This window comes from Pseudarthrobacter sp. TE3704, assembly GCF_056279405.1.
In genome coordinates, this window is record NZ_JBWCCJ010000003.1 from 587,053 (window position 1) to 608,356 (window position 21,304).

The following is a 21,304-nucleotide window of genomic DNA, read 5'->3' on the forward strand; positions in this document are numbered from 1 at the left end:
CCCTTATTCTCCGTATTGTGACAGTTCTATTCCGCACAACGAAAGGAAGGTGCACAAGGATGTGCATCCGGAAGGCCGCCTGATGGCTTACATCTGCCTGCTGCTTTCGGGAGCAGCCCTGCTCCTCAACGGGCTCGCCACGCTGGGCTTCCTCCCCCGTCGCGACGCAGCCGTGGTCAGCCTTGCCATCGGGACCGTTCAACTGGCGCTCGGCGTCGTATTTTTGCCAGGCGCGGCGGCGCTCGAAGAGGCAGGGCCGCTGTTGGCTGCTGCAGGGATGTTCCTGTTCGGCCTGACGTACGTGTACGTGGGGCTGGACACCCTGCTGGATCTTGGCTCGAAGGGCCTGGGGTGGTTCTGCGGCATGGTGGGCGTCGTCGGCCTGCTGCTCGCCGCCGCCTGGGCTGGACCGGACCCGCTGCTGGCCGTCCTGTGGCTGGCCTGGTCTGCGCTGTGGGCGTTGTTTTTCGCATCAATGGCGCTGGGCCTCACACGCCTGGACCCGTTCATCGGCTGGGCGCTGGTGCTGACCAGCCAGACGACTGCCACACTTCCGGCTTTCCTCGGGCTGACCGGCAACTGGCCACGCGGGCAGGCAGCGGCCTGGACGGCGGCAGCATTGCTGGCCGCACTGTTTGTTGTGGCACGCGTGCTGGCCCGGCGCGGAGCTGCTCCACGCCGGGCCAGTGCCGGACACCCCGTGCAGCCCCCGGAAAGGCTGGCCTCTAACTGACCGGATGCTCCAGGCGTGCAGCCTTCTGCCGGCGCTGCACCTGGGCTTCCACCAGCACCCCGGCCACAAAAACAAGGGGAACAGCCACCAGAAGGGCGGTTGCCGTCTCTGCGCTCCCGCCGATCAATGCCGTGAAGTTGCTGACCACCAGGAACAGGATCCATCCCAGCAGCAGCGCCGCGAGCGTCGGGGCAACCAGCGTCTGCCAGAGCTGGGCACCGGCGCGTTCACGGCGGAAGAAGCCGACGACGGCGGTCGAGCAGAGCATGTACAGCACCAGGAGTGCCGCTACTGCCAGTCCGCTGAACCAGGAGAAGAGCGTCAGGACGGGATCCAGCGCCAGGATGGCGAACGGCGCCACCAGGACGACGGCGGTGGCGGTCTGGATCCAGGCAGCCACGGCCGGCGCGCGGTGCCGGTTGGTCCGGGCCACGATGGCGGGCATGGAACCGCGCAGGGCCAGGGAGTGCAGGTAGCGGTTGATGCCGTTGTGGAAGGCGATGATCCCGGCGAGCAGCGAGGTGACCAGCAGGACGCCGGTGACCACGCCGGCCCACGGACCGAAAAGCTCCACCATGGGCCCCAGGACGAAGGTGGTGGCATCGCCTGATTCGAGGGCGGCGCCCGCCGCGTCCATGACCCGGGACGGGCCGTAGTAGCTGACCAGCATCCAGGAGATGAAGGAGAAGAAGACCGCGATGACGCCCACGGACAGGTAGGTTGCCCGGGCCACGGTGCGGTGCGGGTCCTTTGCCTCGGCTGAGTAGATGGCCGTGGATTCGAAGCCGAACATGGAGGCCACGGCGAACATGATGGCCACCCCGGGGGCACCGGCGGCGATGGCTTCCGGCGAGAAGGAGGCTGCCACACTGATGCCTTCGGGGCCGCCGCCGCTGAACAGGACGGTGATACCGAACAGCAGCAGCACGGCCACCTCAAGTCCCACCAGCAGGGCCAGGACGCGGGCGCCGAGTTCGATGTTCAGGGACCCGAGCACCTGCACGCCCGCCATGGTGGCCAGGGCCAGGAGCCACCAGGGCACGTCCAGGCCCATCGAGGCGAGCAGGCCGGAGAACACTGCCCCATAGAGTCCGTACATGGCAGCCTGGACGGTGTTGTAGGCAAGCAGCGCAAGCCAGGCCGCCCCGGCACCGGTTTTCCTGCCGAAGGCGGCGGTGATATAGGCGTAAAAGGCACCGTTGGCCTGGATTCTGCGGCTCATGGCCACGAAGCCCACGGCAAAGATGACGATGACAATGCCGACGATCAGGTAGGCGCCCGGGGCGCCGGCACCATTGCCAAGGGCCGCCGCGAGCGGCGAGGCGCCCACAATGCCCGTCAGCGGCGCCTGGGCGGAGAGGACAAAAAAGAGGATGCCCATGACGCCGATGCTTCCGGCGCGGAGGGCTGTGGAATGCTCCTTCGCCGGAGCGTCAGTGGTCCGGGACTCGGAATTCGAAATACTCATTGGATCCTTCTTAACGGTCATGAGCGTTGGGGAAATGCTGTGAAATCCAGCTTGGCAGCGGGCGGCCCGGCGGTTTTGTCCGCCAGCGATCAGTTCTTGTCCGTCAGCGCAGTGCCGCATCCGGACGTGCAAAGGGTTGCCGCTTCCTGGGCGGCCTCCATGCCGCTTTCGATGGCGCCGTCGATGAATCCGCCCCACCCGTTGGCGATGTCCGAGCCGGCAAACAGGATGCTGCCGTGTGGTGCCTGCAGGGCGGCCAGGTGCGCGGAGAGGAAACCGGTGCGGTGCATGGGCCAGGTTTCGCCGGCCAGGAGATCCGACACCCAGTCGTGGGTGGCCACGTCCACCACCTCGACGCCGGGCACCAGACGGTTAAGGTGCGCCTGGACGGCGGTCGGGTCCGTGGCGTCGATGTTCGAAGCGTCGGGGCCGAAGCCGACGGCGATCGTGTCGCCGTCGAGCGTGTATTCCACCTGGAAGAAGTTCAACGCCCAGTCGGCCTGTCCCAGCGCGACAAACGGTGTATGTTCACCGCGCAGCCGGATCCAGACCTTGACGCCTTTGGACACCTGGCCGCGCCTGGCTCCGTCCGTCTTGGCGGGCGGCAGCGGTGGGTCAAAGGCGATGCAGGGCAAGACGTGGAGCGGGACGGTAACGATGGCGGATCGCGCGGAGATGGTCCTGCCGTCGGAGCTGCGGACGGTGACGCTGCCGCCGTCGTCCGAAATTCCTGCCACGGTGAAGCCGTAGTCAATCCCGGCTCCGCTGTCCCGGAGGATGGACTCCGCGAGGGCAGCCGTGCCGCCCTCGATCTTGTAGGTTGCGCAGGCCTCGAAGTTGATCGCCCAGTCGCCGTTGGTCAGGGCTACCCAGCGCAGGGCCTGCGTCAGGGCGGCGTCTTCCAGTGGACCGTTGAAGTTCAGGGCCCAAAAGGACTCGAGGATGTCCCGGGATGAACCTGCCGGGAACTGTTCCCTGATGCGGTCCTGGACGGAAATGTGGTCGATCTCCTTGAAAGCGTCCCGGGCCAATGGCCGGAACGGCTCGGGGAAGTACTCGCGGGAGTCCTTCACCAGTTCGTGGTTGTACTTCCCGATCAGCTGCAGGAGAGTGCCGGGGGCGCCTTCCTGACGGCCGCCGTCGGCCCACCAGAAGGCGCGCTCCGGCTCCGGACTTGCGACGGTGCCCAGGCCATAGCGCTTCAGCTCAGCCCAGACATAGGGCTGCGTCCAATGGACCCATGTCCCGCCGATCTCCAGGTCACGGCCGAGGCGATGGTCCAGCCACGTCCTGCCCCCGATGCGGTCGCGCGCTTCGACGATGTGGACCGAAAAGCCCTGCCGGGTAAGTTCCCGTGCTGCGGTAAGGCCGGCGAACCCGGCTCCCACCACGATGACGTCAGGCTTTTTTCGGTCAATGTCCTGCTGCTCCATGATCATGGCCCCTACGAGTAGACGAAGAATTCGATGGTGGGTGCCAGCACGGCCCAGCGGGTGCGCACGCCCTTGTTGAAGGACGCCGAGCTTCCGGCAGTGAGCTCGTAGGCCTCGCCTCCCTCAACCTCTATGCGGAGGTGCCCAGCGAGGATGTGGATGGTCTCATCGGCCTCCATGATCAGGTCAAAGGGCTCCGGCGCCTCCGACGGGTTGATGTGCCAGTAGCCGCAGGCGAGCGCGCCGCGGCCACCCTCGCCGAACCGGCGGACCCACTGGACCTGGCCGAGTTCGAAGGGTTCGTTCCTGGCCGGATCAAGGGCCGAGGACGTGCTGAAGGCAGGTGCAGTTGTCATGAATGGCTCCAGGGGGACGGGCGGGATGCGCCGGAAGGAAGTGGTTCACCCGGCGCGGCATGTGATTGCCGTCACGGATGATGAAGCAATCTAAGCAAGTGCTTAGTTTTAAGTCAATAGCCGCCGTTGGCAGCCACCCCGGTGGCTAGAATCGACGACATGGCCCCTTCCTCCGCCCCCTCCTCCCCGTCGAAGTACGGCAAAGGCCGCGAAGCGCTGCTTCGAGCCGTTGTGGATGTGGTGGCCCACAAGGGCCTTCGGGGACTCACCTACCGGGCAGTGGCAGAGGCAGCGGGAGTCAATAACACCCTGGTGGCACACCACTTTGGCTCGCGCGACGCGCTGATCGCTGCCGCCCTGCAGTGGGCTTCCGAACAGTCGATCGCAGCCTCCCGGCTGCGCGATGCGGCGCAGCAGGAGGCAACATTCACCGAAGCGCTGATGGACCTGCTCCTCACGGACCCCGAGCTGCAGGTATTCCAGTACGAGATGATCCTCGAAGCACGTCGCCGCCCCGAGTTGGCCGGACCTGTCACGGAGCTTTACGACAGCTATGTGGACGCCCTCGCCGAGGGGCTCATGGCTTTTGGGGTCGCTTCAAATGTCCGGGTCGTGGCACGGACGCTGTTCGCTGCACTGGACGGGCTGGTGCTGCAGTACCTGGCCGGGGTTTCACGGGAGGAGATTGCGGCGGCCCTCGAGGAGGTGCACCAGGTGGTCATCCTCCGGCGGGATGGTGCACCCGCTGCCAGCCTCGACTGACCCTTGTCCGGCCCGCCCCCTTGCGGACTGACGGCACCTCCAGCTGCTTTAACGCAGAAAGCCCCTGCTGCCGCGCAGTCGCGCGGCAGCAGGGGCCCTTAAGCCGTTTTTGTTCAGTTGGTTTACGTTGGCGTTCTGCGGCCGTAAGGCTACCGGAGCACCACGGTCCTGTTGCCCTGCAGGATGACCCTGCCCTCGCAGTGCCAGCGCACCGCGTTGGAAAGGGCCTTGCATTCGGTGTCACGGCCGGCGGCCACCAGGTCTTCGGGTCCGTAGGTGTGGTCCACTTCCACCACCTGCTGGGCGATGATCGGGCCCTCGTCCAGTTCCGCGTTGACGTAGTGGGCGGTGGCACCGACGGTCTTGACCCCGCGGGCGTAGGCCTGGTGGTACGGCTTGGCACCCTTGAAGCTGGGCAGGAACGAGTGGTGGATGTTGATGGCGCGGCCGTCCAGCTTCCGGGTCAGCTCGTCGCTGAGCACCTGCATGTAGCGGGCCAGCACCACCAGCTCAACGTCCAGTTCGTCCACCAGCTCCAGGAGCCTGGCTTCGGCCTGCGGCTTGGTATCGGCCGTCACCGGAATGTGGTGGAACGGGATGCCGTGCCACTCCGCCAGTGCCTGGTGGTCGGTGTGGTTGGACACCACCGCAACCACCTCCATGGGCAGCTCGCCGATCCGGGCACGGAACAGCAGGTCATTGAGGCAGTGGCCGAACTTGGACACCATGATCAGGACCTTGCGCTTGGCTCCCTGGCGTTCCAGCTGCCACCGCATGCCGAACTTTTCAGCCACGGGGGCGAAAGCTGCCCGCAGCGTATCCGCTGTGGAGGCATCGCCGTCGGACGCAAAATGCACGCGCATGAAGAAGTGGCCTTCGGAACGTTCGCCGAACTGCTTGTTGTCGATGATGTCGCAGCCATGCTCCAGGAGGAAACTGGAGACGGCGTGGACGATGCCGGGCGATTCCGGGCAGTCGAGGGTCAGCACACGTTCCACCGTGGTGGACTGCTGCGGGGCGGGGATGTGGGTTTCAGTAGCGGTCATGGCTCAGCACTCGATCACATTCACGGCCAGGCCGCCTCGGGAGGTTTCCTTGTACTTGGTTTTCATGTCAGCTCCTGTGTCGCGCATGGTTTTGATGGCCTTGTCCAGGGAGACCTTGTGGCTGCCGTCCCCGTGCAGGGCCAGCCGGGCCGCGTTAATGGCCTTGACGCTGGCGATGGCGTTCCGTTCGATGCAGGGAATCTGCACGAGCCCGCCCACGGGATCGCAGGTGAGCCCGAGGTTGTGTTCGATGCCCACCTCGGCGGCGTTCTCCACCTGCCCGGGCGTTCCGCCCAGCACTTCGCAGAGGCCGGCGGCGGCCATCGAGCAGGCCGAGCCCACCTCGCCCTGGCAGCCCACCTCAGCTCCGGAGATGGAGGCGTTCGTCTTGAAAAGGATCCCGACGGCGGCTGCCGCCAGGAGGAAGCGGACCACACCGTCGTCGTCGGCTCCCGGAACGAACTTCACGTAGTAGTGCAGCACCGCCGGCACGATGCCGGCCGCGCCGTTGGTGGGAGCGGTGACGATCCGTCCGCCCGCGGCGTTTTCTTCATTGACGGCGAGGGCGAACAGGTTCACCCATTCCATCGCCAGCAGCGGATCAGCGGGGGCCTGGACGGGCGACGGCGATGCTGCCGCGGCTTCCGCGCTGGCGGCCGAGGCCGTCAGCGTCCGGAACAGCGCCGGTGCCCGCCGCGTCACGTTCAACCCGCCGGGCAGGATGCCCTCCGCGTTGCAGCCGTTCTCCACGCATTCGCGCATCACAGCCCACAGGCCCAGCAGCTTCTCCCGGAGCTCGGCCTCCGTGTGCCAGACCAGCTCGTTGGCCAGCATAACGTCCGAGATGGACATGCCTTCGCGGCTGCAGATCTCCAGCAGTTCGTCGGCGGTGCTGAACGCGTACGGCAGCACGGTGTCATCCGCCACGACCTTGTCCGCGCCCGCAGCGTCACCGTCCACCACGAAGCCGCCCCCAATTGAATAGAAGCTTCGCTCACTGAGCACGGATCCGGTGTGGTCCAGCGCCCGGAACGTCATGCCGTTGGGGTGGGCGGGAAGGGATTTGCGGCGGTGCAGGACCACGTCCTCGTCCCAGTTGAAATCCACCCGGTGGGTGCCGGCGATGTGCAGCTCGGCGTCCAGCGCGGCGGCCGCCACCTGGTCGTCGGCGGTGAAGGTGTTGACGGTTTCCGGCTCGAGGCCCTGCAGCCCCAGGACAACAGCTTTATCCGAGCCGTGGCCCCGCCCCGTGGCGCCCAGGGAACCGAAAAGTTCCGACTGGACGCGCACGGTGGAGCTGAGCTGGCCGTCGCCCTTCAGGCCATCCGCGAAGAGTTTGGCCGCCCGCATCGGGCCCACCGTGTGTGACGAGGAGGGCCCGATGCCGACAGAGAACAGGTCAAGGACGCTGAGCGCCATCAGGGGACCTCTGGCGAGGCGTACTCCCGCATCGCGTCCAGGAGCCACCGGCCCAGGAACTCGGCGAAGGACGCCCTGGGGAAGATCCGGAAGGACTCCTCGCCGGTCTTCCAGAGGATGGCGGGGATGTTGGCGATCTCGGTGGAGACGGCGGTTCCGGCCTTGAACTCCCGGGGGTGCAGGTCCAGGGAGCAGCCCTTCTCAAGCACCGCCCGTCCCTGGGGACCGGTGAGTTCGAAGGTGGTGCGGTTGGCGGAGAGGTCCACCACCTGGCCTTCACCGTCGCCCAGTGCGTCCTGCAGGGCGCGGATCAGGTCGCCGCCCAGGGATTCGTGCGCCTCGGTGGGTGCCACCACCAGGAACTCCCCGGGTCCCAGCCACAGGACGGAGGTGTCACCGTTGCCGGCCACGTCACCGGACCGGGCGGGCAGGCCGCCCGTGACCGAGGCCAGCCGCTGGGCCGTTTCGGTGCCGGCACCGGCGCGGAGCCCCACCATGGTGAGGAAGGGCAGCTCGGACAGTTCCACGGTGCCCGCCAGGGAGCCGGCAGCGAAGGCGTCCTGCAGCTGCTTCGCCGGGCTGATGCGGACGGCAAGGTTCTTGTCTGCGAGGTTCTTGGCAGAGGTCGGGGATGCTGCTGTTTCAGCCATCTTTACGGGTCCCTTCGGGGTCAAAAAGCACTGTTTCTGCGACAACGACGTCCACCAGCTGATCGCCGGCTGCTGCCACGAGGGTCTCGCCGATGCGGTTGCGGCCGTTCTTGATCAGGGCCAGGCCGAATGACCTGCCCAGTGCTGCGCTGTGGTAGCTCGAGGTGACGAAACCTTCCATGGGCACCGGCCCGTAGGCCGGATTGGTGGAACGGCCCTTTTCCACGAGCTGGGTGCCTTCGGGCAGCCGCAGGGTGCCGTCCACCGGAAGGACGCTGACCAGGTGCTTGCGGTCTTCACGCTGCGCGTCCGCCCGGGAGTAGGAGCGCTTGCCGATGAAGTCCTTGGCCTTGGAAACGATCCACTCCATGCCGGCGTCCTGCGGGGTGACGGTGCCGTCCGTGTCCTGCCCGACGATCGGGTAGCCCTTTTCGGCGCGCAGGACGTGCATGGTTTCGGTGCCGTAGGGGGTGATGTTGAATTCGGCACCGGCAGCCGCAACGGCTTCCCAGGTGTTGAGCCCGTACCAGGCCGGGATGTTGATTTCGTAGGCCAGTTCACCGGAGAACGAGATCCGGCAGATGCGGGCACGGACGCCGGAGGCGAGGGTGGTTTCCCGGAAGGTCATGAACGGGAAGGCCTCGGTGTCCAGGCCTCCGTTCGCGGCCAGCTCCGGTGCCACCTTGGCGATGACCTCGCGGGACTTCGGTCCGACGACGGCGATGGTGTTCCACTGTTCGGTCACCGAGGTGCAGTGCACGTCCAGTTCCGGCCATTCCGTCTGGAGCCATTCCTCCAGCCAGTCCAGCACCTTGCCCGCTCCGCCGGTGGTGGTGGTCATGAAGAAACGGTCCTCGTCGAGGCGCAGGGTCACGCCGTCGTCGAAGATCATGCCGTCCGGTGTGCACATGACGCCGTAGCGGGCGGAGCCGGGGGCGAGCTTCTTGAACGCGTTGGTGTAGATGCGGTTCAGGAATTCGCCCGCGTCCTTGCCGCGGATTTCGATCTTGCCCAGGGTGGTGGCGTCCATGAAGCCCACGGAGTCACGGACTGCGGCGCATTCGCGCAGCACGGCGGCGTCCATGTCCTCCCCGGCCTGCGGGTAGTACCACGGCCGCTTCCACTGCCCCACATCCTCGAACAAGGCGCCCTTGGCGACGTGCCAGGGGTGGATGGAGGTGATGCGTGCGGGGTCGAAGAGTTCGCCGCGCTGGCGTCCGGCCAGTGCCGCGAACGCAACCGGCGTGAACGGGGCGCGGTAGGTGGTGGTGCCGATGTCGCCGATGCCGCGGGACGCCTCGCCGGCGGTCCGGAGCGCGGCGGCGATGACGCCGATCGCGTTGACGCCGGAGGTCTTGCCCTGGTCGTTGGCGGTGCTGATGGAGGTGTACCGCTTGATGTGCTCCACCGAGCGCATTCCGGCACCGGTGGAACGGAGGACATCCGCCACAGACTGGTCACGCTGGAAGTCCACGAAGTGGTGGTGCCAGTCGTCCGGCGTGCCGGTCTCGCCCGGCACCAGCCACAGCTGGCGCGTGGGGGCAGACGCTTTCGGCTCGTCCAGCGGGGAAGGTTCGACGGCGGAGGTGAAGCCGGCGCCGATGGCCGCCTTCGCACCGGCGGAGACGCCCTCGGCGAGGCACTCAGCGGTGTCGAAGGAGCCGCGGCCGGAGCCGACGATCTGCTGGTTCGGAACCTCGGTGCTGGGGACGAAGGCGGCCAGGGCGTCGTCCCAGCGCAGCTTGCCCTGCCGCTGGGAGTGCAGGTGCACCAGCGGGCTCCAGCCGCCGGACACTGCCAGCAGGTCGCAGGCGATCTGTTCGATGCCCGAGGTGAGTTCGCCGTCGTCGTTGATGCTGCGGACGGTCACGCCGTCCAGCCTGCCTGCGTCCGCTCCCTCACCGGTGGCGGCGCTGGTGTTGGCCACGGCGCTGCCGATCAGCACGCGGGTGCCGGCCTCGACGGCGGCGGATGCCACGTCCGTGAGCTTGGGACGGGCGTCCACCACGGCGGCGATCTTGACGCCGGCGGCGCGGAGGTCGGCGGCCAGGGCGTAGGCACTGTCGTTGGTGGTGCTGATGACCACGCGCTGGCCGGGGGCCACGGCGTAGCGGTTCAGGTAGCTGCGGACGGCGGAGACGAGCATGATGCCGGGGCGGTCGTTGTTTTCAAAGACCAGGGGACGCTCGTGAGCGCCCGGAGCCAGCACAACCTGCTTGGCACGGATGTGCCAAATACGCTGGCGGGACACACCGGGGGCGGCCGGGCTGGAGAGGTGGTCCGTACGGTTCTGGACGGCGATGACGTAGTTGGCGTCGTAGGCGCCGAACGCCGTGGTGCGGTTCAGGACAGTGCATTCGGCGTTGGAGACCAGCTCGGCTTCCACGTCCGCCACCCATTCCAGGGCGGGCTTGCCTTCGACCGTCTCGCCCAGTTCCGCTGTCGTGGAGCCGGAGAGCAGGGCACCGCCCAGTTCGGGCTGGTCATCAAGGAGCATCACGCGGGCGCCGGTGCGGACGGCCTCACGGGCAGCGGCCAGGCCGGCGGGGCCGCCGCCAATGACCAGGATGTCGGTGTGGACGTACTTCTTGTCGTATTCGGCGCGGTCCTCTTCGGGGTCCAGCCGGCCGAGGCCGTTGAGCAGTTCGGCCTTCAGGCCGTCCACCAGGGAGATGGTGGTGGCGGGAAGCATCGATTCGGCAACGTGGCCGGGGAAGCGCGGGGCCACCTTGACCAGGGCGTTGGGTTCCTCGACTCCGGCAGCCAGGATGCCCCGGGGCCGGTCCTCGTACAGCGAGTTGCCGACCGCGACGCGGCCGTTGGCGAGCAGCGCGGAAGCCAGCGTGTCCCCAGGGTGGCCGGTGAATTCCTCGCCGTCCACAGTGAAGCGCCAGGAAATGGTGCGGTCGATGCGGCCGCCGGCGGCGAGGCGGGCATTCTGGGAAGTCACTTGGTTGCTCCTTCCGGGGCGGTGGTGCTGGCTGGTGTTGTGCTGGTGCCTGAGATGTCGGGCGCCGCGGTTCCGGTGGTGGTGCTGTCAGCAGCGGTGCTGGCAGTTCCGGATTCGGCGGTTCGCGGGGCTGCCCGGTCGGGCCGGGGCGTGCCCATCGGGTAGATGGCCTGGATGTCGTAGCTGACGGTGTCGCGCAGCATGTTGAACCACTGGCGGCAGCCGGTGCTGTGGACCCAGCGCTCGGCGAAGGTGCCCTTGGGGTTCTCGCGGTAGAAGAGGTACCGGGACCATTCCGTGTCGGTCAGTTCGTTCGGGTTTTCCGGGTAGGCCACGTGGGCCTGGCCGCCGTAGTGGAATTCGGTTTCATCCCGGGGGCCGCAGTTGGGGCATGAGATCAGCAGCATGTGCGTTGTCTTTCTGTGGAGGCGGCGGCTAGTGGGCTACGGCGGCGGCGCCGTGTTCGTCAATGAGAGCGCCGGTTTCGAAGCGCTCCAGGGAGAACGGCGCGTTCAGCTTGTGTGGGGAGCCCGTGGCGATGTTGTGCGCGAAGGTCATGCCGGCTGCGGGCGTGCCCTTGAAGCCGCCGGTACCCCAACCGCAGTTCACGAACATGTTCTCCACCGGGGTGTTGCCCACGATCGGGGAAGCGTCCAGCGTGGTGTCCACGATCCCGCCCCAGGTCCGGAGCACGTGGGCCCGGGCGAAGATGGGGAAGAGTTCGACGGCGGCCGCCATCTGCTGCTCGATCACATGGAAGGAGCCGCGCTGGCCGTAGCCGTTGTAGGAGTCCACGCCGGCGCCCATCACCAGTTCGCCCTTGTGGGCCTGGGAGACGTAGACGTGCACGTGGTTGGACATCACAACGGTGGGGTGGACCGGCTCGTGCAGTTCGGAGACCAGGGCCTGCAGCGGGTGGGACTGGATGGGCAGCTGGAACCCGGCCATTTCGGCCAGGACGGAGCTATGGCCGGCGGCGCACAGGCCCACCTTTTCCGTGTTGATGGTGCCGCGGTTGGTCTTGACGCCCACCACGCGCTCTCCATCCTTGATGAAGCCGGTGACTTCGCAGTTCTGGATGATGTCCACGCCCAGCTCGTCGCACTTGCGGGCGAAGGCCCACGCCACGTGGTCGTGCTTGGCGATGCCGGCACGGGGCTGGTAGGTGGCGCCCATGACGGGGTAGCGGATGTTGTCGCTGATGTTCAGGATGGGGCAGAGTTCCTTGACCTGCTGCGGGTCCAGCCATTCGGCGTCAACACCGTTGAGCTTATTGGCGCCCACGCGGCGCATGCTCTCGCGGACGTCGCCGAGGGTGTGGGCCAGGTTCATCACGCCGCGCTGGCTGAAGAGGAAATCGTATTCGAGTTCCTCCGGCAGGATTTCCCAGAGCTTGAGGGCGTGCTCGTAAATGGCCGCGCTCTCGTCCCAGAGGTAGTTGGAGCGGATGATGGTGGTGTTCCGGGCCATGTTGCCGCCGGCCAGCCAGCCCTTTTCCAGGACGGCGATGTTGGTCATGCCGTGGTTCTTGGCCAGGAAGTACGCGGTGGCCAGGCCGTGCCCGCCGCCGCCGACGATCACGGCGTCGTAGGAGGACTTGGGCTCGGGGTTCCGCCAGAGGAAGTCCGGGTGCTCCGGAAGCTGCTGGGTGCTCACTGGGCGGCTCCAATCAGGTCTGCTTCAACACCGGCCAGGGCGGCATCGTCGTTGAGGTGGGGGTAAAGGGGGAACTGGTCGGCAAGGGTGGTCACGCGGCTGCGGAGTTCGACAGCGGTGTCCTCGTCCAGGGTGCCGCTGCCGGCTGCCGCGATCAGGGCCGTGGCGATGATGTCCGCGACCTCGGTAAATTCGGCGGCGCCGAATCCGCGCGTGGCCAGGGCAGGGGTGCCGATCCGCAGGCCGGAGGAAACCATCGGCGGGCGGGGGTCGAAGGGGACTGCGTTGCGGTTGACGGTGATGCCGATCCGGTGGAGGGCGTCTTCGGCCTGCTGGCCGTCGAGTTCGGAGTTCCGCAGGTCAACGAGGACCAGGTGGACGTCCGTGCCGCCGTTGACCACGGATATGCCGGCGGCCTCTACGTCGGACTGCAGGAGACGCTCGGCAAGCAGCTTGGCGCCCTGCAGGACCCGCTCCTGGCGTTCCTTGAATTCGGGCGATCCGGCCAGCTTGAAGGCCACGGCCTTGGCTGCAATGACGTGCTCCAGCGGGCCGCCCTGCTGGCCGGGGAACACGGCGCTGTTGATCTTCTTGGCGTACTCCTCCTTGGCCAGGATGACGCCGCCGCGCGGTCCGCCCAGGGTTTTGTGGGTGGTGGTGGTGACCACGTCGGCGAAGGGGACCGGGTTCGGGTGCAGCCCGGCGGCAACGAGGCCGGCGAAGTGGGCCATGTCCACCATCAGGTAGGCGCCCACGAGGTCTGCGATGCGGCGGAACTCTGCGAAGTCCAGCTGACGGGAGTAGGCGGACCAGCCGGCGACGATGAGCTTGGGCTTGTGCTCCAAGGCCAGGGCTTCCACCTCGGCCATGTCCACCCGGAGGTCGGATTCACGGACGTGGTACGGAACCACGTTGTAGAGCTTGCCGGAGAAGTTGATCTTCATGCCGTGGGTCAGGTGGCCGCCGTGGGCCAGGGACAGGCCCAGGATGGTGTCACCCGGGTTCAGCAGGGCGAACATGGCGGCGGCGTTGGCCTGCGCGCCGGAGTGCGGCTGCACGTTGGCGAACTCGGCGCCGAACAGTGCCTTGACCCGGTCGATGGCGAGCTGCTCCACAACGTCCACGTGCTCGCAGCCGCCGTAGTAGCGCTTGCCGGGGTAGCCCTCTGCGTACTTGTTGGTCAGGACCGAGCCCTGCGCCTCCATGACCGACGCCGGAGCAAAGTTCTCCGAGGCGATCATCTCCAGGGTGTTCTGCTGCCGCTCCAGCTCCTTTGCTACAGCGGCGGCAACATCGGAGTCCACCTGGGCGAGCGAGGCGTTGAGTACGTTCTGCATGTTTCTCCTTCAGAGGCCCTTCGTGCTACTGATCAACAACTGACCTGTAACTGATATATTAGAACTGACGTAATAGTATGTTCCACATCACGCAGGAGTCAATAGGAACCATGGAGAGCCTCTTAATGAGCCTGACGCTAGAGAACCATCTGGAGGGCGGCGGGGATCTCTCGCTGGCCGAGCGGGCCTACCGGCATCTCCGGGACCGGCTCATCATGCTGGACATCCGGCCGGGCGAAGCCATCAATGACGGTAAGCTTGCAGCCGAAATGGGCATCGGCCGCACCCCCGTCCGGGAAGCCTTGAAGCGACTGGAAAGCGACCACCTGGTGATCTCCTACCCGCGCCGGGGCACCTTCGCCACCGTTGTGGACATCACGGAGCTGGCCGACGTTTCGGAGCTCCGGGAATCGCTGGAGCCCCTCGCCGCGCGGCGGGCAGCCAAGCTGGCCACACCCGCACTGCGCGCCGAGCTGCGCGAAACCGCAGCGGCGATTGCCCGGATGGCCGCCGCCGAGGATCCCTACGACCTGATGCGGTATGACATCAAGGTCCACCGCCTTATCTACCGTGCCGCGGCCAACGCGCACCTGGAAGATGTCCTGATCCGCTACGACAACCTGGCCACCCGGATCTGGTGCATGGTGCTGGAGAAGGTGCCCGCGGTGTCCGAGCACATCTCGGAGCATGTGGAGCTGCTGGAAGCCATTGCCGACGGCGACGCCGACCGGTCCGGCAAGCTCGCCCTGGAGCACGTCACCAGCTTCGAACACGCCATCCGCGCAGTCCTCTAGGACGCCCTCAGCCGGCTAACCGCCAGCCGGCCTAGGGGTCCAGCCGCCTGCGGAGGAGGCAGAACTCGTTGCCCTCCGGGTCTTCCAAAACGTGCCACTGTTCGTCGCCGCTCTGCCCCACGTCAGCCGGCCTGGCGCCGAGGGCCAGCAGCCGTTCCAGCTCGGCAGCCTGGTCCCGGTCCACTGGATTAACGTCGATGTGCAGGGGAAGACGTCCGGTCCGCGGATTGCTGCTGGGGCTCAGGATGATGGTGGGCTGCAGGCCGCCAAAGCCGGCAGGCGGGCCGATTTCGATGGCACCGTCCTCCCGGTCCAGTTCGACATAGCCAAGGACGTCACTCCAAAACTTTGCCAGCAGTTCGGGGTCGGCGCAGTTCAGGACCAGTTCGCTGATTCGGCATGACATGAGAGCCAGTCTAGGTTCGGGGGGCCCGCGGGAGGAATGCGCCAGGTTCGCGCCTGACCTGCGTCAGGGCCGACTCGATGGCCCCTTTGACCACCACCTCCGCTCCGAAGGTGCTTGCAACCAAGTCCGGGAGGGGCACGCCGGAATCGGTGGGCAGCAGGCAGCGTGCCTGTTCCAGGACAGGTTCGATGGCCCGTGAGATCCCGCCCGCGATGATGACGCGTTCAATGTCCAGGAGGCTGGAAAGCACAACAGCAATACGCGCCAGCCTGGCACCAAGCCGGGCGATGATGTCCCCCGCGAACGGATCCCCCTCCCGGGCGGCCTGGAACACATCCTCGGCGTTGATCTCCCCCTCGGGTATGTGGCGCAGTGTGGATTGTCCGCCGTGGGAGTGGATCCGCGAGCGCGCCCACTTACGTGCAAGTGCCCCAAACCCGTCCGTGCTGCCCTCGTCGGGCACGAACTTGCCGGCGGTAATAGTGTCGAGGAACCTCATCTCGCCGGCGCCGCCCCGCGGTCCCCGCAGCAGGCGCCCATCGACGATCAGGCCGGCGCCGAACCGCTCCCCTGTCAGCAGCGTGGCCAGGTTGGCTGACGGATTGTGTGCACGTTCGGCAATGGCGGCGAGGTTGGCGTCATTTTCGACAACCACCTTGCCGTGAAGGTGCGAGGCGAATCCGGAATTCATCAGATGCCAGAATTCTCCGTCAGGAGAATTGCCATGGGCGTCGATCGGCGCGGGAACGCCGACAACCGTAAGTAAAACGTCGTCCACCTCGTGTCCGCTGTCGTGGAGGGCCAGGCCGATCAGCTCCCGTCCAGCCGCGCAGCGGCCGGAGCGCCCGAGCATCTTCGAGTCAACGTTCTGGCGGCGCAAACCCAGCTCACGGCCCCGCAGATCCGCCACGATGGTGGTGAAGTAGCTTTCCCCGGCGTCCAGTCCAACAACCACACCGGCAGCCTCCCGCAATTGGTAGCGGCGCGCCGGCCTGCCTTTGTTGGTGCGGGCCGCGGCAGGACTGTCATCCACTTCCTCCAGCCAGCCGGCGTCGACCAGGGCATGGCAAACGCCGAGCACCGTCGCGCGGGTCAACCCCGTCACCGCCATGGCTTCCCCGGCTGTGAAGACTTGCTCCTGCAGGGCAAACCGCAGCAACGCATCGGAATTGATCTGCCGCAACAATTGCGTCGAGCTCGCAGTGGTCTCCTTCATCCCTTGACGATATCCGCACGATGCCTCATCCTCGTATAGGACTTAAATATAAGATCCAAATAAACTCTGGTAGACCCCTTAGGAGCCGATGTTGCCACCTTTGACGTCCAAAGGGACGCGAGTCTCCCGACGCACCTTCCTTGCAGCTGCCGGGGGCGCATTGGCCGCTTTCGGCCTGGCAGGGTGCGCTCCGGGAGGAACCCGTCCCACCATCACGTTCCACCAGTCAAAACCGGAGGCCGTGCCGTACTTCCGCGATCTAGCGGCCAAGTTCACCGCGTCGCAGGACCGCGTCCGCGTCCTTCATGACATGGCGACGAATCTCTCTGCCAGCTTTGTGCGCAGCAGTCCGCCGGACCTCGGTTGCCTCAACTACAACCTTGAAATGGCCCGGTTCATGGAGCGCGGCGCCCTCTCCGACCTTTCCGATCTCCCGGCAGCAGCTTCCATCCGGAACGACGTTCTGGACCTAACGAACTGGTACCCCACCTACCCGGGCCGTACGAGCGTCATCCCCTACTCGGTCATGGCCGCCTCGGTCATCTACAACCGCCGCATCTTCGAGCAGAACGGGCTGGCCGTTCCCACAACCTGGGACGGACTGATTGAAGTATGTGAGGTGCTGAAGGCCGCGGGCATCACGCCCATTTACGGCACTTTCCGCGACCCCTGGACCATCGCGCAGGGCCTGTTCGACTACACGGTGGGCGGCATGGTCAACGTGCGCGACTTCTATAAAACAATGCACGGGATCGGCGAGAATGTCGGCCCGGATTCCGAAGTGTCGTTCCAGAAAACGATGCTCGAGCCAGTGCAGCGCATGGTCCAGCTGACGTCCTACGTCAACCCCGATGCGTCGAGCCGAGGCTACGGTGACGGCAACACCGCCATGGCTCAGGGACAGGCGGCCATGTACTTCCAGGGGCCGTGGGCCTTCGGAGAAATTGAAAAGGCGGGGACCGATGTGGATCTCGGCACCTTCCCACTGCCAATGACCAGCAACCCCGCCGATTTGAAAGTCCGCGTTAACATCGACCTTTCGCTTTGGGTTCCCGAAGCCGGCAACGCACAGGAGGGGGCCCGCGCCTTCCTCCAGTACCTCATGCAGCCGGAAATCCAGAACTCCTACAATGCCGAATTCCTGGGATTCGGCACGGGTAAGGACGCCCCAGCGGTCACCGACCCCCGAATCGTTGAGATGCAGAAGTACTACGACGAGGGCCGTTTCTACATGGGTGCCTCACAGTTCATTCCAAACTCGATTCCCGCCGCCAACTACCTCCAGTCGATCATCGGCGGCGCCGACGCCGAGAGCACGCTCCGCCGGATGGACGCCGACTGGGCGCGCCTGGCTTTCCGCGCGTGATCACACTTCCAACGCACGAAACGAGGACCATTCATGTCATCGACGACTAAGCCTTCCCCTCGAGCGGTGGTGACGGCCCCGGCAGCGGTGAGAGCGGCAAGAGCGCGCAAGAGCCGCATCGATCCGCTGTACTACTTTTTCCTGTTTCCTTCGCTCGTAATTTTCACGCTCGCCGTCACGCTGCCGGCCATACTCGGCTTCGTCTACAGCTTCACGAACTCGGTTGGCTTCGGCGACTTCGACTTCATCGGCATCCGAAACTTCATAGCGGTGTTCCAGGATGAGGGGGTCCTCAGCGCCTACGGCTTCACGCTCGCCTTTGCGCTCGTGACCGTCATCGTCGTCAACATCGTGGCCTTTTTCCTGGCTCTGGGACTCACGTCCCGTGTCCGCTTCCGCGCCGCACTGCGCACGGTATTCGTTATCCCCATGGTGATCTCAGGCATCGTCATCGCGTTCGTCTTCCAATACCTCTTCTCGAACTCGCTTCCGCTCCTGGGCCAAGGCATGGGAATCGAACCGCTGGCGACGAGCATCCTCGCCAACCCCGAACTCGCGTGGCTGGCCATCGTCTTCGTCACGGCGTGGCAGTCGATTCCGAGCGCGATGCTGATTTACATCGCAGGGCTCCTCACGGTTCCCGCCGAGGTTTACGAAGCAAGCTCCATTGACGGAGCAACGCCCTGGCACAACCTGCGGCACATCACTTTGCCGCTCGTCGCCGGGTATGCAGTGATCAATATGGTCCTTGGCTTCAAGAACTACCTCAACGCCTACGACATCATCGTGGGCCTTACCGACGGCGGCCCGGGCGTCGCTACACGCAGCGTCGCCATGTCGATCTTCCGCGGCTTCGAAGGCGGCGACTATGCCTACCAGATGGCCAACGCCGTGATCTTCTTCCTCATCAGCATCGTCATCGCACTCATCCAGCTTCGCTTCACACGTGGCAAAGGAGGGATCGCCGCATGAGCAGCGCACCCAGCACCATCCCAGCAGGACCCGCCGCCGCCGGAAAAAAGCAAAGGATCCGCGCCGGCCATGAACGCAGCAACTGGCCTGCCACAATCGTCCTGATCGTCTGCACGCTCAGCGTGCTCGTCCCGCTCTACGTCACCACCAGCATGGCGTTCAAAACCACCGGCCAGGCGGTGGACGGCAACGCCTTCTCGCTGCCAAGCCCGCTGACCTTCGACAGTTTCGTCCAGGCATGGACGCTCACGAACTTCCCCCGCGGCTTCGCGATCTCCGTGTTCGTGTCCGTGACCGCCGTAGCGGGGGAAATCATCGTCTCGGCGCTGGCAGCCTACGCGATCGTCCGCAACTGGGACCGCCGGCTCTTCCGCTGGTCCTTTTTCTACCTGCTCGCGGCGATGTTCATCCCGTTCCCCGTCGTGGCACTGCCGCAGATCCAGCTCACCGGCCTCGCCGGTCTGGACAACCCGCTCGGCGTCGCGATCCTGCACATCGTCTTTGCCCTGGCGTTCAACACCATGCTGTTTACCGCGTTCCTGCGCTCCATCCCGCTGGAGCTGGAAGAAAGCATGCGCATCGACGGCGCCGGCACCTGGCAGGTGTTCTGGAAGCTCATATTCCCCCTGCTCGCACCCATGAGCGCCACTGTCGGCATCTTCGCTTTCATCGCCTCATGGAACGACTTCATGATGCCGTCGCTCATCATCTCCGACCCGGAACTGCAGACCATCCCGGTGCTGCAGAAGATCTTCCAGACCCAGTTCAGCAACAGCTACAACGTCGCCTTCGCCTCCTACCTCATGGCGATGGCGCCCGCGATCGTCGTCTACCTGTTTACCCAGCGCTGGGTCATGTCCGGCCTGACCCAGGGCGCCGTCAAGTGACCCCGGCCGCGAAACCGACCTCCAGGAAAAACGCAAAGGACCCAGTCTTGCCCTCCATCGCCACCACGGCAACCAGCACCGAACCCAAAACCATGGCAGACCCCAACTGGTGGCGCCAGGCCTCCGTCTACCAGATCTACCCCCGCAGCTTCTCTGACTCCAACGGTGACGGCATCGGCGACATCAACGGCATCACCGCCAAAGTCCCGTATCTGAAGGATCTGGGAATCGACGCGGTCTGGCTGAGCCCCTTCTACCCCTCAGCCCTCGCTGACGGCGGGTATGACGTGGATGACTACCGTGACGTTGACCCCCGGCTCGGCACCCTTGAGGACTTCAACCGCATGGCATCCGCCCTGCACGCCGCCGGCATGAAGCTGATTGTGGACATCGTCCCCAACCACTCCTCGAACCGCCACGAGTGGTTCCAGGAAGCCCTCGCCTCGCCCAAGGGGTCCCCGGCCCGCGACCGCTACATCTTCCGCGACGGGCTGGGCGACAACGGCGACCTGCCGCCGTCGGACTGGGACTCCGTGTTCGGCGGTCCCGCATGGGAGCGCATTACGGAACCTGACGGGACACCGGGGCAGTGGTATATGCACATCTTCGCCAAGGAACAGCCGGACTTCAACTGGGACAACCCCGAGGTCCGCGACGACTTCCTGACCACCCTGCGCTTCTGGTCCGATCGGGGCGTGGACGGCTTCCGCATCGACGTGGCCCATGCCCTGACCAAGAACCTCGAAGAGTCCCTCCCCAGCAAGGCAGACCTTGAAGCCCAGGGCGAGGCGCTTTACCTTGCCGGATCACATCCGTACTGGGACCGTGACGAAGTCCACGGGATCTACGCCGAGTGGCGCAAGGTCTTCAACGAATACAACCCGCCGCGCACCGCCGTTGCCGAAGCCTGGGTGCACGCGGACCGCCGTGCCCGTTATGCCAGCCCGGAGGGGCTGGGCCAGGCCTTCAACTTCGACCTGCTGCAAGCAGACTTCGACGGCGCCCAGTTCCGGAAGATCATCACCAAGAACCTCGCTGAGGCCGAGGCTTCCGGCGCTTCCTCCACGTGGGTGTTTTCCAACCACGACGTCGTCCGGCACGCCACCCGCTACGGGCTCCCCGTGTCAGGGCCCTCGGCCGAGGGCGGGATCATGGCCGGCGAGGCCGGCAAGCACTGGCTGCTCGCCGGCGGCAAGCAGGAAGACGTCGACGCCGAACTCGGCCTGCGCCGCGCCCGCGCCGCATCCTTGCTGATGTTCGCCCTTCCGGGCTCTGCATACCTGTACCAGGGCGAGGAACTGGGCCTGCAGGAAGTGGGCAGCGAAATCCCCGACTCCCAGCGCCAGGACCCGGCCTTCTTCCGCAACAAAGGCGTGGAAATCGGCCGGGACGGCTGCCGCGTCCCGTTGCCATGGACAGCCTCGGGCACCTCGTTCGGTTTCGGGACCGGCGGCGCGCACCTGCCGCAGCCGGAATGGTACGCCGGCCACTCAGTGGAAGCCCAGGAGCCGCAGGAGGACTCAACCCTGTCCCTCTACCGCCGGGCATTGGCCCTGCGGTCACAGCTGCAAACCGCCGAAGTGCTGGAATGGCTGGAAACCGGGAGGGCTGACGTCCTGGCCTTCCGGCGCCCCAACGGCTGGATCTCCGTCACCAACTTCGGGACGGAAGCCTTCGGACTGCCTGACGGCGAGGTCCTGGTCTCCAGTTCGCCGCTCACGGCAGGTTCCCTGCCCGGAGCAGCCACTGCCTGGCTCCAGGCGTAGCTGGTGAAACCTCCCGCGACCGCTGCCGCGTCCTGGTCCAGGACGCGGCAGCGGGGAAGTGTGGCGTGGAATACTTCCCTACAGGTG

19 protein-coding genes are annotated in these 21,304 nt (G+C 65.9%); 7 read left to right on the plus strand and 12 right to left on the minus strand.

Features of this window, described 5'->3' with window-relative positions:
* Positions 1–82: 82 nt before the first annotated feature.
* The gene (locus ACZ9BC_RS10490) at positions 83–733 is read left to right on the plus strand and encodes an AmiS/UreI family transporter (protein WP_476245873.1); all 651 of its coding nucleotides are present in this window, start codon (positions 83–85) and stop codon (positions 731–733) included.
* Here ACZ9BC_RS10490 and ACZ9BC_RS10495 read toward each other — a convergent pair.
* The 3 genes from ACZ9BC_RS10495 to ACZ9BC_RS10505 all read right to left on the minus strand — a co-directional run bounded on the left by ACZ9BC_RS10495 (position 726) and on the right by ACZ9BC_RS10505 (position 3,990).
* Entirely contained in the window at positions 726–2,201 is a 1,476-nt protein-coding gene (locus ACZ9BC_RS10495) for an APC family permease (RefSeq protein WP_476245874.1), read from the minus strand. The two genes, ACZ9BC_RS10490 and ACZ9BC_RS10495, sit on opposite strands and share 8 nt — an antisense overlap.
* A gap of 89 nt (positions 2,202–2,290) precedes the next feature.
* Positions 2,291–3,634, minus strand: a complete 1,344-nt coding sequence (locus ACZ9BC_RS10500) for a flavin monoamine oxidase family protein (RefSeq protein ID WP_476245875.1) — start codon at positions 3,632–3,634, stop codon at positions 2,291–2,293.
* An 11-nt stretch (positions 3,635–3,645) separates the two neighbouring features.
* A complete protein-coding gene (locus tag ACZ9BC_RS10505; RefSeq protein WP_476245876.1) occupies positions 3,646–3,990 on the minus strand; it encodes a cupin domain-containing protein in 345 nt (114 codons plus the stop codon).
* Between the two features lie 159 nt (positions 3,991–4,149).
* On the opposite strand from ACZ9BC_RS10505, the gene ACZ9BC_RS10510 reads away from it, so the two are divergent.
* Positions 4,150–4,752 carry a TetR/AcrR family transcriptional regulator gene (locus ACZ9BC_RS10510; protein WP_476245877.1) on the plus strand — a complete coding sequence of 201 codons (603 nt, stop codon included), beginning with the start codon at positions 4,150–4,152 and terminating at the stop codon, positions 4,750–4,752.
* 149 nt (positions 4,753–4,901) lie between these two features.
* Here the strand turns inward: ACZ9BC_RS10510 and purU are convergent, their stop codons facing one another.
* From purU to glyA, 7 genes are read right to left on the minus strand one after another with little or no spacing between them, the layout of a single operon-like run.
* Complete coding sequence (purU, locus tag ACZ9BC_RS10515) at positions 4,902–5,798, minus strand: formyltetrahydrofolate deformylase (protein ID WP_476245878.1); 897 nt, start codon at positions 5,796–5,798, stop codon at positions 4,902–4,904.
* A 3-nt stretch (positions 5,799–5,801) separates the two neighbouring features.
* Positions 5,802–7,217 carry an L-serine ammonia-lyase gene (locus ACZ9BC_RS10520; protein WP_476245879.1) on the minus strand — a complete coding sequence of 472 codons (1,416 nt, stop codon included), beginning with the start codon at positions 7,215–7,217 and terminating at the stop codon, positions 5,802–5,804.
* On the minus strand, positions 7,217–7,867 hold the full coding sequence (locus ACZ9BC_RS10525) for a sarcosine oxidase subunit gamma (RefSeq protein WP_476245880.1): 651 nt from the start codon (positions 7,865–7,867) through the stop codon (positions 7,217–7,219). Before ACZ9BC_RS10525 ends, ACZ9BC_RS10520 begins: the two co-directional genes overlap by 1 nt.
* Positions 7,860–10,817: a sarcosine oxidase subunit alpha family protein gene (locus tag ACZ9BC_RS10530; protein WP_476245881.1), complete on the minus strand. Its 2,958-nt coding sequence runs from the start codon at positions 10,815–10,817 to the stop codon at positions 7,860–7,862. The genes ACZ9BC_RS10525 and ACZ9BC_RS10530 overlap by 8 nt, the downstream gene beginning before the upstream one ends.
* Entirely contained in the window at positions 10,814–11,224 is a 411-nt protein-coding gene (locus tag ACZ9BC_RS10535; protein ID WP_476245882.1) for a sarcosine oxidase subunit delta, read from the minus strand. The genes ACZ9BC_RS10530 and ACZ9BC_RS10535 overlap by 4 nt, the downstream gene beginning before the upstream one ends.
* A 28-nt stretch (positions 11,225–11,252) precedes the next feature.
* Positions 11,253–12,473 (minus strand): sarcosine oxidase subunit beta family protein, encoded by a 1,221-nt coding sequence (locus ACZ9BC_RS10540; protein ID WP_476245883.1) that lies wholly within the window; start codon positions 12,471–12,473, stop codon positions 11,253–11,255.
* A complete protein-coding gene (glyA, locus tag ACZ9BC_RS10545; RefSeq protein ID WP_476245884.1) occupies positions 12,470–13,810 on the minus strand; it encodes a serine hydroxymethyltransferase in 1,341 nt (446 codons plus the stop codon). Before glyA ends, ACZ9BC_RS10540 begins: the two co-directional genes overlap by 4 nt.
* A 125-nt stretch (positions 13,811–13,935) precedes the next feature.
* Here glyA and ACZ9BC_RS10550 point away from each other — a divergent pair, with 125 nt between their 5' ends.
* Positions 13,936–14,604, plus strand: coding sequence for a GntR family transcriptional regulator (locus tag ACZ9BC_RS10550; protein ID WP_079595320.1), 669 nt, complete (start codon positions 13,936–13,938; stop codon positions 14,602–14,604).
* A gap of 31 nt (positions 14,605–14,635) precedes the next feature.
* Here the strand turns inward: ACZ9BC_RS10550 and ACZ9BC_RS10555 are convergent, their stop codons facing one another.
* Positions 14,636–15,010 carry a VOC family protein gene (locus tag ACZ9BC_RS10555; RefSeq protein ID WP_115523597.1) on the minus strand — a complete coding sequence of 125 codons (375 nt, stop codon included), beginning with the start codon at positions 15,008–15,010 and terminating at the stop codon, positions 14,636–14,638.
* A 10-nt stretch (positions 15,011–15,020) separates the two neighbouring features.
* On the minus strand, positions 15,021–16,226 hold the full coding sequence (locus ACZ9BC_RS10560; protein ID WP_476245885.1) for an ROK family transcriptional regulator: 1,206 nt from the start codon (positions 16,224–16,226) through the stop codon (positions 15,021–15,023).
* An 88-nt stretch (positions 16,227–16,314) separates the two neighbouring features.
* On the opposite strand from ACZ9BC_RS10560, the gene ACZ9BC_RS10565 reads away from it, so the two are divergent.
* From ACZ9BC_RS10565 to ACZ9BC_RS10580, 4 genes are read left to right on the plus strand one after another with little or no spacing between them, the layout of a single operon-like run.
* Positions 16,315–17,592 (plus strand): ABC transporter substrate-binding protein, encoded by a 1,278-nt coding sequence (locus tag ACZ9BC_RS10565; protein WP_476245886.1) that lies wholly within the window; start codon positions 16,315–16,317, stop codon positions 17,590–17,592.
* A gap of 33 nt (positions 17,593–17,625) precedes the next feature.
* A complete protein-coding gene (locus ACZ9BC_RS10570) occupies positions 17,626–18,564 on the plus strand; it encodes a carbohydrate ABC transporter permease (RefSeq protein WP_476245887.1) in 939 nt (312 codons plus the stop codon).
* Complete coding sequence (locus tag ACZ9BC_RS10575) at positions 18,561–19,451, plus strand: carbohydrate ABC transporter permease (protein WP_115523593.1); 891 nt, start codon at positions 18,561–18,563, stop codon at positions 19,449–19,451. Before ACZ9BC_RS10570 ends, ACZ9BC_RS10575 begins: the two co-directional genes overlap by 4 nt.
* Before the next feature lie 47 nt (positions 19,452–19,498).
* The gene (locus tag ACZ9BC_RS10580) at positions 19,499–21,217 is read left to right on the plus strand and encodes a glycoside hydrolase family 13 protein (RefSeq protein ID WP_476245888.1); all 1,719 of its coding nucleotides are present in this window, start codon (positions 19,499–19,501) and stop codon (positions 21,215–21,217) included.
* The last annotated feature ends 87 nt before the right edge of the window (positions 21,218–21,304 follow it).